This is a genomic window from Aurantivibrio infirmus (assembly GCF_054767315.1).
On record NZ_BAAFSK010000001.1, the window covers coordinates 556,242 to 572,168 of the forward strand.

The window sequence follows — 15,927 nt, forward strand, 5'->3', positions numbered from 1 at the left end:
TTTTCCTAAGTGACGCCAACATATTTATTTTCCGTGCTAAGATGCCGAATTAGTTGTCGCGCAGAAAAAGAATGACGGAGTCGATAAATGGATAGCAAAGCTTTAACAGACCTGGAAGTGGCGTTTGGTGTTGCCCCATCGCCGGAGCTGGCCAAAATCATTGTGTTAGCTCATGCTGACAATGGGTCGCTGGCAGACAAATTAGTTTTTTTGGAGTCACTTTCATTGCCATTAGGCGATATGGATTTGTTGAAAATTATTACATCTTTGCTCGAAATTGACGAGCGAGATGCGGCTAAAAAACTCATCGACCAAGAAAATATAGATCAGGAGATTTTATTGGTAGATATTCTTTTGGCCGAAAACCAGGATCAGCAAGCTCGTGAAATTTATCGAAGAATTGTGAAAGAGAAACCCTCATTAAAGCGTGCGGATTTAGAAAATTTTTTTTCTGGTGAAGCGATCGATTCGAAGCCAAAATTGCGAGTAGTTGAGAAAATCGATTTTTCAGAAGTTGTTGAGCTAACACGCTATAAACAACCTACCACTACTTTTTCGGATGTGGTTGGGCTAGATATAATAAAGAAACAAATCAGTAAAAAAATCATATTGCCATTTCAAAAACCTAGTTTGTTTCAAAAATTTAAAAAGAAAGTTGGTGGAGGGGTTGTATTATTTGGGCCGCCCGGCTGTGGGAAAACCTTGTTGGCTCGTGCAACGGCCGGTGAATGTAAGGCTTCATTTTACAATATCGAAATCGCCGATGTGTTGGATATGTATATTGGTGAGTCTGAACAGAAGTTACGCGCGATTTTTGAGAAAGCAAGAGCGGAAACTCCAAGTGTATTATTTTTCGATGAATTAGAAGCTTTAGCTGGTAAGCGAGAGCACGCGAGAAATAGTTCGATAAGTAATACGATTAGCCAGTTTTTAACGGAACTTGACGGTTTCTCCCAGAATAACGAGGGCGTACTGGTGCTCGCTTCAACTAACGTTCCTTGGTCTATCGATCCTGCTTTTTTACGTCCTGGTCGCTTTGATCGAATGTTCTTTGTTCCTCCCCCTGATCAGCGAGCCAGGCAGTCGATCTTAGTTCATCATATGAAAGGGCGGCCCTGTGAAGACAATATAGACTTCAAAATGCTAGCAAGCAAAACCTCAGGGTACTCTGGCGCTGATCTCGCTAATTTGGTTGAAATGGCTGCGGATGAGGCAATAGATGAATCGATTGAGAATGAGCAGGAAGTCTTAATTGGGATGAGGCATTTTAAGCAAAGCGTTCAAGATAGTCAGGCGACCACAAGCGAGTGGCTGACAACGGCTCGAAATTATGCGCGATACGCAAATGATGGTGGTCGATATAATGACGTAATTGAGTTTCTGAAAAAACATGGAAAATAATAATTCTAGTTATCAAATAATCGATGAGCCAAAACCAAAGCCTTGGGATTCTCTTATTTTCAATCCCATTGGGATTTTGTTGCTCGCAATGTTGCTACCTTTCGTTTGGACTCCTCCTTTTTACGGTCGTCTCTGGATCCCATTGGTGTGGTTGATAGTAAACAGTTGGTTAATTGGCAGCCCTAGCTTTTTTCGAGAGCTCGTATTCGCAATTGTTGGTTTAGCTTTGTATTTTGCGTTGCCATACATATTTGTATTCGCAAGTTCAGCCTTTGGATTTGAGGAATATACTAATGCTGCTGTTCCCTATTTGCGAATAGTGATGCAAGCAGAATTTTTTATTACCTTGTATTTAATCGTTTTTAAACAAATGGTGCCCTATGAGTTGTTCATTTATATTAAAGAACAGGGGCAAACTCGATGAGTGAGTATCAATTAGAGCAAGTCAAAGCATTTCTTGATCGAGGTCAAATTGATTCGGCGATTGAGAAGTTGAAAGAGCTTTTGGGGCGAGATCCTCAGAAAGCTATTTATCATGGGTTTCTGGCATCATGTTTAATAGAAAAATTTCGTCTTAATGCCGCTGAGTTTGAAATCAAAATCGCACTTAATTTGGATCCTAGTGAAGCTTATTTTTTTCTTGTCCTTGCTCGATTAAACCTTCTTAAAGCGCGTTACAAAAAGGCTCACGAGTTTTGTGATCAGGCGCTCCGCTTGGATTCGAATTCTTCTGACGCATATTTGTTGAAAAGTTCGGTTTTTTTGTTGGAAGGTAAGCGCAAGCAAGCCCTGGATTTCATCCACGATGCAGCACGTATAGAGCCTGATAGTGCCGAGATAATTAGTGCCTACGGCAAATATTATTATGCGATTGGGAGCCTACAGGATGCCTTAGCTTATGCTGAGTCAGCATTAGGGGTTGACGCTCATGACGAAGAAGCAAATATCTTGATGGGCGAAGTGCAGTTGGCGAAGGGTAATGTTGATGAGGCGGAATATCATGCTAAGTTTGTGATCTCCCAAAACCCAGAATCTAGGGAAGCTCTGCGTTTATTCTCAAACATCAAGATGCGAAGAAACTGGTTCCTTGGTTTGTGGTGGCGCTTCAACAGTAAGATGGCATCGCTTAGCGATACAAAAGCGAGCCTTGTGTTGATTGGCGGCTTTCTATTTTTTAATTTGGCTTCTCAAATAACACGAGATTTCGGGAATCCGGGATTGGCAGGCTTGGTTTCAAACGCTTGGTTAATTCTAGTGGTATATTCTTGGGTAGGAATACCCTTGTACTATAAGGCCCTTAAAAAAGAGATGGAAAAATTTTCGTTTAATCGAAATTTTTAACTGCCACACCTATTTGTTATGTATCTCAAGGCGGTTAGTGCTGTGCGCTTTATTCTAACTCCCCTCGCGTCGCGCTCCAGAAAGTATCCCGGGCATGGAATAGTTTCCTTCATGACAAGCGTATTCGTAAATTGGCTTATCCAATTGATTAAATCGAGATTCGCCGTGCCATATTTGCGTATAGAGGTTTGGATCTTCGATCGTAAATTCATAGAGCAGTTGATCTTTTGAATAGCGAGTAAAACGTTCGATTACTTTTGAATCTTCTGTGTGAAAAAGAGGGTGGGCATACCGCAAATGCATGGGATGAAAATTAGTCGTCTCGACTACTAGGGTGTCGCCTTCCCACCAGCCAATAGAGTGGCCAAACATAAATTTTACTTCCTTGGGTGGGTGTTCACCTTTTAGCGTTACTACGCGTGCGTGCTGAACCATTTCTGACAGAATTAAAATATGCTCCGGTGCTTGAACGATTTGATAGTGGTTGTTGTACAAGCCGTTAATCATTGGTGGACCGGTTCTGCCTGTGGTTGCCAAGCAACGTTCACCGAGAGGGCGAATTTCTGGGCCGTCAAAATTGTTTCGATAAGAACGAGATTGTGTGGCGATTTTTTTTCCATCATTCGAATAAGGAATCTTTCCATCACTTGGATCAACAATCCATGAAGATCGATATTCGCCTTTTACTTTTCCAACTTGCATGCCCGGATCGATCCAAAAAGTATTGTAGCCCCGGCCTGCAAGTAGATCGGAACCATCGAGTAAACCTGCGTTTGGATCGGTGGGACGAGCATCGCTGATCACTCGTCCAACCAAGTCGTCACCCGCGGCCATTGCTAAGGCCTCTTCTTCGCTAAGAACTAATTTATTAATTCCCGATGGACGTTCAAGATCTGTGACTGAAGAGTTCGACCATAAGCCTTGTAGTTCAGGTTTGCCGTCGGCCATACGCGGTGGTTCGTAAGCATAAATTGATACTGATAAAGCCGTGAGTGCAACGGCGAGCGCACTTGCAGCAATTGTTTTAACTAAGATTTTTTTTATTGTTTTAATATTCATTGTTCTAATGTTCGTTGCTCTAATGTTCATTGTTGCTTTTAGATTCGAAATATATTTTGAACTGGATTGTGTTATTTCATTTCTATGAAATTAGATCTTCTAGCTTAGCAGCCACGGGTGATGACAAACTCGTCTTCGTCTAAATTGTCGACGGTATATTGTAGTTCACTGGCAATGTCTGAAATCTTCCGGTACTGAGCGAATTCTTCAATAACAGCGTGGATGATGGCGCGGCCCATAGAATCTTTGTCGAAAGTTTTTTCGTTTTCGGCATCTTGCATTGCGTTGGCAACGAGTTTTTTGGCGTAGGAAGCTTCGCTAGGCATAAGAGACTCACTTAAGTTTCTGAGTTGAAGTGGGAAGTAAGAAAGCTTCTAGTTTACTCAGATAACTGTCGTCGTCTAGTGACGAGACGCTATCTAGCTCATCAATTACTTATGTGTTGATCTAGATTAATTTACTCTGCCGCGTGGTGCCTTTCGTTATTGCTCAGGAATCTTTCGCTTCGCTCAGTAAAAACAAATCTGTCAGCGCGGTTCGAAGATGATTAGACGCATTGAGATTGTCGATAAGCTCAGAACCAATTTTTTCTTGATCGATAACAAAAGATAGAATGGTTTGCGCTTTTTTTAAGTCGGCGCTGAGTAATTCATTGAAGCCGTTACTGCTAACACCTTGCATCAGTGTCGTCATGATGACGGTCATTGAATCATGCATGGCGTTTAGAGTATTGCGGATCTGTTGACTTGGGCCGCTGTCGTCGGAAGACGGTTCGCGCCCCTGTGCTGCGAAAGCGAGTAAATATTCATAACCGGATTCTACAGCCTCAATGGCTTGGGAAACTTCTGGGCTCACGTATTCTCTCTTATTAAATTACTTATAGTGATTTTTCAGGTTGCTTGTTTTGTGGCCTCAAACTCGAGGCCACAAAATAATTATTTGCTGGATTCTTCTGCCGCCCATTTGCTGCTGTCATGATTTGCGGTGTATTCATTCTCTGAAATCCAACCTTTAATCATCGAGCGCGTATAAAAACGTTTTTCTGGCCGCAAGCCAAAGTACACATGAATGGCACTAAGCGCTATCAAACCGAGTGTTGCTAAGCCGTGTAGAAAAAACATCATACCTAATTCACTTTCGGGCATGGCGTTGGTGCGCTCCCACCAAGGCGTTTGGATTTGTAGGAACAATATAATGCCGGTGTAAATAACGCCAAGCACTAATATTGTCATTGTCCAGTGCATACCTTTTTGTGCAAAAGAATATTTCCCGGGTTTTTTACTTGCGTCTAAGGGTTCGACGAGATCGCTTGGCCCCATCAGCATGGATTTGAAATCCTGCCAGATAACCGCGCGAATGATGTGCAAAGCGATCACAAAGGTAAGAATCAAACCGGCAATCAAATGCAGATTTAACCAGTTAAAGTGAATGCCTACGATGGGCAGTACGCCGGTTATAAGTAAGACGATAACACTGGCGGCCATAATCCAATGAAAAGCGCGATCGAACGCATCATGGCGACGTATGCGCTTGCCTTCAGCGGATGGTTGAGCTTTTTTCCGCAGCACTGCCATGACAATGGCGTGAATGATAATAAGGGCTAACACGGTGGTGCAGACCAACCATAATTTATCCCAAGACACACCGAGAAGAACTTCTTGTCCCCAGACTCCGTGTTTGTAACTTGCAATAGTTTCCATGGTTTAAGCTCCCCGAATGGCGCGACGAACCAAGTTGTCCATCAGCGGCATTTTAAATTGGTTATAGTTGAGGGGTTTAGCATTCTGGCTAGCGAGTGCGGCGACTTCGTTTGCGGTTGCTTCTGAACGCGGCTTTCCACGCAAGGCACTTTCAACTTGCTTCAATCGGCGTGGTACGCATTCAACCGCACCACAAACTAGACGTGCATTTTCTATGGTGTCGCCATTCATTTTTATTGCTGCTGCGAGATTGACGAGTGCAAAGTCCCAGACGTTTCTGTCGGCAACTTTTTCAAAATAAAATTCCGCGTTAGCCCATTCATTTGGCAAGCGAATGGCGGTAAGAATTTCGCCGGGTTTCAATACGGTCATGCTAGTAATGTTGACGGCGGGGCCGACGAAAAACTTCTCGGCTTTAACAACACGTTGAGAACCTTCACTGGAAATAACCATTGATGCGTCGAGCGCAACTAACGCGGGTGCGGTGTCTGAAGGACTCACAGCAACACAGCGGCTAGCGCCAAATAAGGCATGTTCGCGGTTAAGGCCTTCTGGAGAGTCTGCATAACAAAGATTACCGCCAGCGCGATAGCAATCTAAACCGCGACGGTAATACCAGCAACGTGTATCTTGGCAAACATTGCCGGCAATGGTGCCGATGTTCCGAATTTGTGGGCTCGCCACTTTGTTCGCTGCTGTCGCTAACAAATCGTAGCGCGAGCGAATTAACGGGTGAGCAGCGATTTCGGAAAGCGTTGTAGTAGCGCCAATTTCCACACCACTATCGATTTCTTTGATGCCTTTCCAAGCGTCGATATGAGTAATTTCAATCATTGCCGCAGGAGATTTCGCGCGGTCTTTTAGCCAGCCATAAGTGTCTTGTCCGCCACCTACTAGCCAGCCATCTTTACCTTGTTTTTTGGCGATACTGAGAGCGTCTTCTTCGCTAGCCGGTTGATACAGTTCTACGCTGGGCATTACGTCATGTGAAATTGCCATGTCTACCAACCTCAATAATTATTTTGTGCGAGTTTCTCAGCTTTCGTTGAGATACCGGCAGTATGGTTAACGATCATGTCCAGGGTGACCGGAGCGCGACTAAAGATATGTCCGCCCATTGCGTCGGAAATCGCGCAAAGCAATGCAGCGGTTACACAGCCCATTGCTGGTTCGCCAATACCTCGCGCTCCCACTGGGTTTTGCGGATCTGGAATGTTTGTTGCGCCGGTCGCCATCTGCGAAGGCACATCGAGATTAGTGGGGATTTTACTTTGCCAGTAGCCCGCCGATGCCGGTAAGCCATTTTGTGGGTCGTATAGGTGGCGTTCATGGGAAGCCATGCCGATGCCCCACACTGCGCCGCCGCGAAGTTGACCCACCAAGCCTTGCGGATGAACAACAGTGCCACATTCAGCAATACTGACAAGGTCGAGGATGTCGTACTTGCCGGTCTCTAGATCGAGTTCGATTTCGATGAAAGACACCCCCAGCCCCGGTGGTACCATGCCGCGTAAGTTGGGATCTTTCGCAACGCCGATTAAGCCGCTTCCTGCGAGACCTTCAACAGCACGTTTGGTGATGTCGTTGATTTCTTCCGGATACTCTTGGCCACTGTAAGCCCCGCCCAGCTCCATCGCACGGGTCGCGATTTGCGCATAAGTCATGGAGCTGGCGTTATTGTTTTTGTTGAAGACTTGTTCGTCGCCGATATTGTAGTCATCGGCTGTTCCACCTAAATCCATTGCGGCGATAGCTTTCATTTTTGCGAGCAAATCTTCCGCTGCTAACCAGCTGGTTCGAGTATGGGTAAATATTGAGTTGCTGCCATCTTGTGCTTCCGCCCAGGGTAGATGTCGGTCGGTGCGGCCGCTGACCACATCGCATTTCTGCCACGGCATTTTTAATACTTCGGCAGAAGCTCGGGTTGTAGAAGAGTATGAATAAGTGCCGAGATTGCCGACCCCGCTGTGTAATTTAAGGCGTCCATCGGGTGCCAAGACAATCAAGCCGTCTTTGCCGCTGCGGCCTGCGTTGTGATAACCCTGGCCGATACCGATGCCTCTAACTTTGTTGCCGGTGGCGGACTTTAGGCCGCTGGCGCTTTGCTTTGCTGTCCAGCCAAACTGCGCGGCACCTTGATCGAGAGCGCGATTCATATAAGCGCTGGTAAAAGGTGTGCGTCGCATCCCCTCGGTATCGCCTTCATCACTGTCCGGCGCATTAATTTTACGAATCGCTAGGCGATCCAAATTAAGTTCGCGGGCGGCTTTGTCGACGATGGGAGCGATGATGGCAGCAATCTGATTTTGCCCCGGCCCCCGTTGGGCGCCGCGGTGTGGTGTGTTGGTGTTAAGCGCGACGTAACGTAGGCGCATAGATTCAGCTTGATAAAGTGTTGCGATAGAGCCTGCAGCTGATGAGGCATCGGTTGAACTGTTGTGGCCGCCGGAATCGGCAACGATAAACATATCAACCGCAGACATAATGCCATTTTCGCGGAAGCCCACTTTTATCCAGCCTTGGAAACCAACACGAGCACCGCCGATGGTGAACTCTTCTTCGCGAGTAATTCGTAGATTGACGGGGCGGCCGAGTTTTTTCGAGAAGTGGGCTGGGATTGCTACCGTGGACATCGCGCTAGAGCGTGCCTTCTGGCCAAAGCCGCCGCCGGTACATTCATTGATAAGAATTAAATCTTTCGCTTCACAACCGACTAAGCGAGCCATGCCAGGAATCATGTTGGTAAGGCTTTGGGATGAGCAGTGAAGATAGCATTTCCCATTTTCCCAGTAGGCAAAAGCGCTACGTGGCTCCATCGACATGTGCGGATAGCCGGCAGTGGTGAAAGGTTGTTCTACAACGACCTTTGCGTTGGCCCAGCCAGCGTCGAGATCGCCGTAATCTGATTCAGAAGACACTTCTGCTTCTGGGTCTTGTCCGTTCCGAAAGGCTTCTATTTGCTGTTTGGTCCATTTGATGGTTTTGAATTCGCCACCTTCTCGGGTGCGAGCAAAATAATTTCCTTCGGGGAAAGCGTTGGGACCATCGGGATCTAAGCTATGCAGCGGGTCGACGGTAAAGGGAAGAAACTCCATGTCGAATTTAATCTTCGCGATGGCATCTTCAGCGATTTTTTCGTCTATTGCAGCGACTGCCAATATGGGCTCGCCGACTAAAGTGGGATGGTTGGTAAGAATGGGCAGGCTGACATTGGTTGGGTGCTCATCACCGTAAACGTCATCAGCAGTGAGAATTCCCACGACGCCTTCCATTGCCAGGGCCTCTGTCGCGTCGATGTTAGTAATTCGAGCGTGGGGAGCCGGGCTGGTTAAGAGGCGTGCGTAAACGGTGCCGTCTTTTTGGAATCCGTAATCCTCGGCGTATTTCGCTTTACCTGTGACCTTGCCGAGGGCGTCATCGGGTACATAGTCTTTACCGATATGCATGTAGCTCATGATTTTTATCCCAGTAATTCGCTGGTGCTATTTATTGGTTTATGAATGAGTTGCCCACTGTTTAACGGCGGGTTTGTTAACTAAGAAACGTCCGAATTTCCCGTCACCAATGTTGTCAATTCTTCGGTCTGTCCAGTCGCTCGCATTACGCCATTGATGTAGGACTCGTATGCGCCGCAGCGACAAATGTTACCCGACAAAGCCATTCTGACTTCTTCGCGGCTGGGTTTTGGGTTGGTCTTTAATAAGCTCACCGCTGACATGACTTGCCCTGGTGTGCAGTAGCCGCACTGAGGCGCTAGTTCATCAATAAAGCCTTGCTGGACGACATGGAATTCACCGTTTGGACCTTGCAAACCTTCAACGGTTACTACCGCTTTACCTCGAGCGCTGTGAGTCAGCATCGAGCAAGCGTATACCGCGACTTCATCTACCATTACGGTACAGGCGCCACACTCACCGCGATTGCAGCCAAGTTTGGTGCCGGTGAGGCCGAGTTTGTAGCGTAAGGTATGAGCAAGTGTTTCTTGGGGGGCGACATCAACTCGACGAGTTCTGCCGTTCACTTCGATCGACAGTAAGCGCTCAACAACGCCGTTGGGCTTTGCCTGTGCATTTGAAGTCGCAGAGTACCAAAGCGATGCAGTGGAGACGGTAACGCTAGAGGCAATAACCCCTTTTATAAAGCGTCGGCGTGATAGTTTCTCATTCACGATCTACAAAACCTCATATTATTATGTTGATTAGCTTTTTAGCGAGAATGAAACGATTCGCTATCCCAAGTGCTGAAGGTTCTATCTTTTTATTGAATCAATCTTAAATCGATACGTTGTTTTGCAGCTTCTATTTGCAACAAGCGCAGCTTAGCAAAGCTGGATGAAAGTTTTGTTGGTGTGATTAAGCTGGTTTTCGAAGCCCGTCGGCTTGTTTTGAATCCTCTTAGAAGGCCCTTATTTATTATCGTAATGGGTCCAGAGGAGATCGAGACTAAACCACATTTTTGGAACATTCAAGCATAAACACACCCCGCGATTGAGCCAAGCTTACTGCGGCCACACAATTCAATCACTTGCTCGCGAAGACCAACTTTTCTTTACTAAAACAGCGTATCATTCGCACTTGCTTGCGATTGTGGTTGCTCGAATTTCGTTCGGTTACTGATCTCATCGAAAAATCTTATTCAGCGTTGTAAGCGTTACAATTGCGCAGAGTATTGACTTAGCGCTTTGGTGCTGTGGGTCAATGAAGGCTGCTCCAGCGAATTTACTTTTACCGTTATTTTGGATAATTAATGTCGCCCTCTGAAGTTGAATCTTCCCAGCGTTCTCACAAGCTACTGAAATCTAGTGCAGTGACAGGATCAATGACGATGGCTTCACGGGTCATGGGGCTGATCCGTGATATCGTGTTTGCAAAGTTTGTCGGCGCAGGCGCTGATGCAGATGCCTTTTATGTTGCCTTTAAAATTCCGAATTTTCTCCGCCGCCTGTTCGCGGAAGGTGCTTTTTCCCAGGCATTTGTGCCAGTTCTTTCTGAATATCGTACACAAGGATCGCGAGCCGCTGTTCAAGAATTAATAAATCGCGTAGCGGGCTGCCTTGGTTCGATACTCTTGGTGGTAACAATTTTTGCGGTATTAGCGTCACCTTTAGTCACGGCAGTTTTTGCTATGGGTTTCGTTGCAGATGCCTATAAGTTCGAGCTAACCAGTCAGTTTTTGCGTATTACCTTCCCCTATTTATTTTTGATTTCGATGACTGGTTTCGCCGGCGCTATTTTGAATAGTTACGGACGTTTCGCTGTACCTGCAATGACACCGGTATTGTTGAATGTGTGTTTGATTGTCACGGCGGTAGTGGTGTCTCCTTATTTTGATCCTCCTGCTTTGGGATTAGCCTGGGGCGTATTGGCGGCAGGTGTCGCGCAACTGATGTTCCAGTTGCCATTTTTGTTGAAATTAAAATTAATGCCAACTCCAGTAATTGATTGGAAGCATGAAGGCGTTAAGAGAATCCTCACCCTAATGTTGCCGGCAATTTTTGGGGTCTCGGTCAGTCAAATTAACTTATTGATAGATACAATTTTGGCAACGTTTTTACCGACGGGCAGTGTTACCTGGTTGTACTTTTCAGATCGTTTGTCGGAGTTGCCCTTGGGGGTGTTCGGTATTGCGATCGCAACAGTCATTTTGCCCACCTTGTCTAGGCAGCATAGCGCTTCAAGCCCCCAGCATTTTTCTGCGACATTGGACTGGGCTTTGCGAATGATTTTTCTCGTCGCCGTACCCGCTGCCGTGGCCTTGTTTATTTTGGCTGAGCCGATTTTGATGACCTTGTTTCAATCGGGAAAAATGACAGTCCACGACATCACTATGGCAAGTTTTAGCTTGCGTGCTTATACCTTGGGTTTGCTGGCCTTTATGTTGATCAAAGTGCTTGCGCCTGGTTATTTTGCCCGTCAAGACACAAAAACACCGGTAAAAATAGGCATTATTGCGATGGTGTCGAATATGATTTTGAATATCGCGTTGGTGCTGCCGTTGATGCGATACGAGGTCGGCCATATGGGGTTGGCTCTTGCCACCTCACTGTCTGCTTTTATCAACGCGGGTTTGTTGTTTCTCGGTTTGCGTAAAGCCGGGGTCTTTAAGCCTCAGTCAGGGTGGCTTAAGTTCTCTCTTATTTTGGGTGTCGCGTCATTGGTTATGGCGCTGGTGTTGATTGTTTTCATGCAGGTGTGGGTGGCATGGGCGGACTGGAGTATTTGGCAGCGTTGTTATCATTTACTTGCGGTTTGCGCCGCCGGCATGGCGAGCTACCTGATTGCGCTTTTCGTGTTTGGTTTGCGGATAAAGGATATGCGATCTCCACACCCAGGTTAATGAGTGAAAGTGCCTGGTAAAGCCTTATTGGGTAGGGTTTGTCACATCCCTGCGGTATACTCCCGCCCTTGTTATTTGCTCAGTCTCCCTGCTCGATAAAAATCCTGTCTGAAGCCAAATACGGCTCATTCGAATGTTTTTGTATTTAGCGCTGGATAGAACTTTTAGGCAGTAAGAATTCGGGTGCGAAGTTAACGAAATAAACTAAATTCACTCAGAGCAAATTAAATTGAGTAAGAGCTAAGGATTGTGAGTCAGCGGAACCTCATACGTGGATTAATTAATTTACGGCCTGAACATAAAGGCCCGGACAATGGCGGGAATGTGGTTACCGTTGGCGCCTTTGATGGGATGCATATCGGCCATCAGGCGATTATCCGACAAGTCACGGACAAGGCGAGGGAGTTAAATCTTGCTTCGGCGGCAATAATATTCGAGCCGCTGCCGAGAGAGTTTTTTCAATGCGGGGAAGGAATTCCGCGCTTGCAGCCTTTTCGTGAAAAATTAAGCGCGTTGTTTGCTGCGGGTATTGACCGAGTGTTGTGTGTTCGGTTTAACGAAAAATTTAGCCAGGCAAGCTCATTAGATTTTGTTGATGATGTGTTGCTCTCGGGGCTCGGTGTCAAACATTTAGTCATCGGCGATGATTTTCGATTTGGCCATGATCGTTGCGGTGATTTTGAGTTTTTAAATGAGCAGGGAAAGCTAAAAGGATTTTCGCTAAGTCGTGCTGATACGGTTGATGTTGATGGTGATCGAGTTAGCAGTACAAGGCTACGCGAATTGCTTGCGGCGAATAACTTCGATCAAGCAGCGCGCTTGTTGGGACGACGATTTACCGTAGCGGGTAAAGTGTGTTTTGGAAAACAATTGGGACGGCAGTTGGGTGTTCCCACTGCGAATTTGTTTATGCGTCGCAATGTGTCACCAATTACAGGCACTTTTATAACGCGCGTGCATCTCGGCGATAAAGTGTTTGATGCGGTAACCAATGTGGGTCTGCGTCCAACGGTAAACGATGAGTTGCGGCCATTGTTAGAAACCCATTTACTAGATTATAAAGGCGACTTGTACGGTCGCCGTATCTCCGTAGATTTTTTAACAAAACTGCGAGATGAAAAAAAATTCTCATCGTTAGATGAACTAAAAAAACAAATCCAAATGGATGTAAGTGAAACAAAATCATTTTTCGACACTTTAGAACGGTAACGCCAAAATAAGTATTTTATGACTGATTACAAATCTACTCTCAATCTTCCTAAAACTGCCTTTCCAATGAAAGCGAATCTAGCCCAGCGTGAGCCGGGCATCTTAAAAAAGTGGCAGCAGGAAAACGTTTATCAAACAATCCGTGATTCTAGAAAAGGTTGCGAAAAATTTATTTTGCATGACGGTCCTCCTTATGCGAATGGCAATATTCATTTGGGTCACGCGGTTAATAAAACCTTAAAAGATATGATCGTTAAAGCTAAAACGCTTAGTGGTTTTGATGCGCCTTATGTGCCGGGTTGGGATTGTCATGGCTTGCCAATTGAGCATCAGGTTGAGAAAAAAATTGGCAAAGCTGGCGTTAAAGTTGATTACCCGACTTTTCGAAAAAAATGTCGTGAATATGCGACCAAGCAAGTTGAAGGTCAGAAAAAAGATTTTATTCGTTTAGGCATTTTCGGCGAGTGGGATAATCCCTATTTAACGATGGATTTTAAATTCGAAGCGGACATTATTCGAGCCCTTGGAAAAATCGCTGAGAATGGTCATCTGGTTAAGGGGTTTAAACCCGTTTATTGGAGCGTGGTTGGTGGTTCGGCTTTGGCGGAAGCGGAAGTCGAGTATCAAGATAAAACGTCTTATTCAATAGATGTTCGCTTTCCTGTTGTTGATGAGTCTGAGTTTAAAAAAGCGATTCCAGATTTGGCAGGCGAAGGAAATTTATCCGTATTAATTTGGACTACAACGCCTTGGACCTTACCGGCCAACCAGGCGGTGAGTTTGCATCCCGAATTAGATTATGTGGTCGTGCAAATTGAGTCTTCAAATAAAGGCGAGAAGAGTGAACGTATTATTGTTGCGGAAGCATTAGCAGAATCTGTGCTTTCACGTGGTGGTGTGGAGAACTCTGAAATTGTGGGTCGCTGTAAAGGTGCGGCGCTTGAAAATTTATACTTAAACCATCCGTTTTATTCTCGCACGGTTCCCGTTATTTTAGGTGAACACGTGACCACTGAAGCAGGTACCGGCTGTGTTCATACGGCACCTGATCATGGCATGGACGACTTTTTGGTTGGCCAAAAATATGACATTGGCACGCTGAATTATGTCGATGCAAACGGTATTTATAGCGATGCTGTTGAATTGTTTGCAGGGCAGCATGTTTACAAAGTCGATGAGCCAGTGGTTGAAGTATTGCAGGAGCACGGCAATCTTTACCATCAGGGAAAAATCAATCATAGCTTTCCCCATTGTTGGCGAACTAAAACGCCATTAATTTTTCGCGCGACGCCACAGTGGTTTATCAGTCTGACAAAAAATAATTTGGCAGAATCCGTTAAAGAAGCGATTAAAGGTGTTGATTGGATTCCGGCTTGGGGTGAAGCACGAATTGAAGGGATGGTCGATTCGAGTCCAGATTGGTGTATCTCTCGGCAGAGAACCTGGGGTGCGCCTATCGCCTTGCTTGTCAATAAAAATACACAAGAATTACATCCAGAAACACCGCGTTTGATTGAAGAAGTTGCGAAACTTGTTGAAGCTAAAGGGATGGATGCGTGGTTCGAGTTAGATGTTGCGGACTTGCTGGGTGCAGACGCTGATCAGTACGAAAAAGTAACTGACACCTTAGACGTTTGGTTTGATTCGGGTGTGACTCATTATGCGGTGCTCAAGCGCCGTGATTATTTGCAATATCCCGCCGACCTTTATCTCGAAGGTTCGGATCAGCATCGTGGCTGGTTTCAATCTTCTCTGAAAACCGCGATGGCAATGTACGGTGAAGCACCCTACAAAGAAGTCATGACCTACGGCTTCACCGTTGATGAAAACGGCCGAAAAATGTCGAAGTCTCTCGGTAATATTATTGTTCCCGATGATGTGACGAAAACATCCGGTGCTGATGTCTTGCGTTTGTGGGTGGCGAGCACTGATTGCTCTTCTGAGATGCATGTGTCGAAGGAAATTCTAGATCGTGCCGCGGATTCTTATCGTCGTATCCGTAATACAACGCGGTACTTGTTATCGAATCTGGAAGGTTTTGATCCCGATAAAAATCTTCTCGCGAATAAAGAGATGCTAGCGCTGGATCGCTGGATGGTTGATCGTACCGCGCAATTGCAAGAAGAAATTATCGCTCTGTATGACAAATACCAGTTCCACAGTATTTATCAGAAGCTACATAATTTTTGCGTAGTAGATTTAAGTGGTTTTTATTTGGATATTATTCGCGATAGGCAGTACACGACGCAGGCAGATAGCTTGGCAAGACGTTCAGCGCAATCCGCAATCTTTCATGTTGCTGAAGCTTTTGTGCGCTGGATTACGCCTATCTTAAGTTTTACGGCTGACGAAATTTGGCAGTTCATGCCCGGCGATCGTCAACAATCGGTTTTTACGGCGCATTGGCATTCATTGGAAAAATTACCTGCTGATGAAAAGCTCGGACGAAAATACTGGCTGAAAATTGTAGAAGTAAAAGAAGCAGTGAATATCGTCATCGAAAGTTTGCGTAAAAGCGGTGAGATTGGCAGTTCTCTGGAGTGCGAATTGGTTCTCTATTGCGACGATGCGTGGCTTGAATGTGTGAACACTTTGGGAGAAGAGCTACGCTTTGCGCTAATAACCTCTAAAGCATTGGTGGAACCTTTATCAGCTGCGACAGGAGCCGCAAAAGAAACTAAAATTCCTGGTATTAAGTTAGCTATTAAAAAGTCTGCGAGTAAAAAATGTGAACGTTGCTGGCATTTTATTGAAGATGTCGGTGCAAGCGATTCACATCCAGAGATATGCGGGCGTTGTATCGACAATATTGACGGTGCGGGTGAAGTCAGAAAGTTCGTTTAGCAAAACGGTATTATTAACAAGAGCGTGGTGGAATTCA

General features: G+C 45.7%; 13 protein-coding genes. 6 read left to right on the plus strand and 7 right to left on the minus strand.

Features of this window, described 5'->3' with window-relative positions; all coding sequences use genetic code 11:
• Nucleotides 1–87: 87 nt before the first annotated feature.
• From ACYUCY_RS02710 to ACYUCY_RS02720, 3 genes are read left to right on the plus strand one after another with little or no spacing between them, the layout of a single operon-like run.
• The gene (locus ACYUCY_RS02710) at nt 88–1,401 is read left to right on the plus strand and encodes an ATP-binding protein (RefSeq protein WP_460224905.1); all 1,314 of its coding nucleotides are present in this window, start codon (nt 88–90) and stop codon (nt 1,399–1,401) included.
• Nucleotides 1,391–1,825, plus strand: a complete 435-nt coding sequence (locus ACYUCY_RS02715) for a hypothetical protein (RefSeq protein ID WP_460224906.1) — start codon at nt 1,391–1,393, stop codon at nt 1,823–1,825. Before ACYUCY_RS02710 ends, ACYUCY_RS02715 begins: the two co-directional genes overlap by 11 nt.
• Nucleotides 1,822–2,742, plus strand: a complete 921-nt coding sequence (locus ACYUCY_RS02720; protein WP_460224907.1) for a tetratricopeptide repeat protein — start codon at nt 1,822–1,824, stop codon at nt 2,740–2,742. The genes ACYUCY_RS02715 and ACYUCY_RS02720 overlap by 4 nt, the downstream gene beginning before the upstream one ends.
• A 54-nt stretch (nt 2,743–2,796) precedes the next feature.
• Here ACYUCY_RS02720 and ACYUCY_RS02725 read toward each other — a convergent pair whose 3' ends face one another.
• From ACYUCY_RS02725 to ACYUCY_RS02755, 7 genes are all read right to left on the minus strand, one after another.
• Nucleotides 2,797–3,801, minus strand: coding sequence for a hypothetical protein (locus tag ACYUCY_RS02725; RefSeq protein WP_460224908.1), 1,005 nt, complete (start codon nt 3,799–3,801; stop codon nt 2,797–2,799).
• A 104-nt stretch (nt 3,802–3,905) separates the two neighbouring features.
• Complete coding sequence (locus tag ACYUCY_RS02730; protein WP_460224909.1) at nt 3,906–4,127, minus strand: hypothetical protein; 222 nt, start codon at nt 4,125–4,127, stop codon at nt 3,906–3,908.
• A gap of 163 nt (nt 4,128–4,290) precedes the next feature.
• Nucleotides 4,291–4,656: a hypothetical protein gene (locus ACYUCY_RS02735; RefSeq protein WP_460224910.1), complete on the minus strand. Its 366-nt coding sequence runs from the start codon at nt 4,654–4,656 to the stop codon at nt 4,291–4,293.
• 80 nt (nt 4,657–4,736) lie between these two features.
• Nucleotides 4,737–5,501 (minus strand): cytochrome b/b6 domain-containing protein, encoded by a 765-nt coding sequence (locus tag ACYUCY_RS02740; RefSeq protein ID WP_460224911.1) that lies wholly within the window; start codon nt 5,499–5,501, stop codon nt 4,737–4,739.
• Nucleotides 5,502–5,504: 3 nt separating this feature from the next.
• Nucleotides 5,505–6,500, minus strand: coding sequence for an FAD binding domain-containing protein (locus ACYUCY_RS02745; RefSeq protein WP_460224912.1), 996 nt, complete (start codon nt 6,498–6,500; stop codon nt 5,505–5,507).
• An 11-nt stretch (nt 6,501–6,511) separates the two neighbouring features.
• Nucleotides 6,512–8,956 carry a xanthine dehydrogenase family protein molybdopterin-binding subunit gene (locus ACYUCY_RS02750; protein ID WP_460224913.1) on the minus strand — a complete coding sequence of 815 codons (2,445 nt, stop codon included), beginning with the start codon at nt 8,954–8,956 and terminating at the stop codon, nt 6,512–6,514.
• A gap of 80 nt (nt 8,957–9,036) precedes the next feature.
• Nucleotides 9,037–9,669, minus strand: a complete 633-nt coding sequence (locus ACYUCY_RS02755) for a (2Fe-2S)-binding protein (protein ID WP_460224914.1) — start codon at nt 9,667–9,669, stop codon at nt 9,037–9,039.
• 578 nt (nt 9,670–10,247) lie between these two features.
• On the opposite strand from ACYUCY_RS02755, the gene murJ reads away from it, so the two are divergent.
• The 3 genes from murJ (at nt 10,248) to ileS (ending at nt 15,890) form a co-directional block, all read left to right on the plus strand.
• The gene (gene murJ, locus ACYUCY_RS02760; protein ID WP_460224915.1) at nt 10,248–11,837 is read left to right on the plus strand and encodes a murein biosynthesis integral membrane protein MurJ; all 1,590 of its coding nucleotides are present in this window, start codon (nt 10,248–10,250) and stop codon (nt 11,835–11,837) included.
• Nucleotides 11,838–12,086: 249 nt separating this feature from the next.
• Nucleotides 12,087–13,046, plus strand: a complete 960-nt coding sequence (gene ribF / locus ACYUCY_RS02765) for a bifunctional riboflavin kinase/FAD synthetase (RefSeq protein WP_460224916.1) — start codon at nt 12,087–12,089, stop codon at nt 13,044–13,046.
• Nucleotides 13,047–13,064: 18 nt separating this feature from the next.
• Nucleotides 13,065–15,890 carry an isoleucine--tRNA ligase gene (gene ileS / locus ACYUCY_RS02770; protein WP_460224917.1) on the plus strand — a complete coding sequence of 942 codons (2,826 nt, stop codon included), beginning with the start codon at nt 13,065–13,067 and terminating at the stop codon, nt 15,888–15,890.
• Nucleotides 15,891–15,927: the final 37 nt, after the last annotated feature.

Coding starts and splice junctions, on each gene's coding strand:
- ACYUCY_RS02710 (WP_460224905.1), top strand. CDS start 88: ATGGATAGCAAAGCTTTAACAGACCTGGAAGTGGCGTTTGGTGTTGCC.
- ACYUCY_RS02715 (WP_460224906.1), top strand. CDS start 1,391: ATGGAAAATAATAATTCTAGTTATCAAATAATCGATGAGCCAAAACCA.
- ACYUCY_RS02720 (WP_460224907.1), top strand. CDS start 1,822: ATGAGTGAGTATCAATTAGAGCAAGTCAAAGCATTTCTTGATCGAGGT.
- ACYUCY_RS02725 (WP_460224908.1), bottom strand. CDS start 3,801: ATGAATATTAAAACAATAAAAAAAATCTTAGTTAAAACAATTGCTGCA.
- ACYUCY_RS02730 (WP_460224909.1), bottom strand. CDS start 4,127: ATGCCTAGCGAAGCTTCCTACGCCAAAAAACTCGTTGCCAACGCAATG.
- ACYUCY_RS02740 (WP_460224911.1), bottom strand. CDS start 5,501: ATGGAAACTATTGCAAGTTACAAACACGGAGTCTGGGGACAAGAAGTT.
- ACYUCY_RS02745 (WP_460224912.1), bottom strand. CDS start 6,500: ATGGCAATTTCACATGACGTAATGCCCAGCGTAGAACTGTATCAACCG.
- ACYUCY_RS02750 (WP_460224913.1), bottom strand. CDS start 8,956: ATGAGCTACATGCATATCGGTAAAGACTATGTACCCGATGACGCCCTC.
- murJ (WP_460224915.1), top strand. CDS start 10,248: ATGTCGCCCTCTGAAGTTGAATCTTCCCAGCGTTCTCACAAGCTACTG.
- ileS (WP_460224917.1), top strand. CDS start 13,065: ATGACTGATTACAAATCTACTCTCAATCTTCCTAAAACTGCCTTTCCA.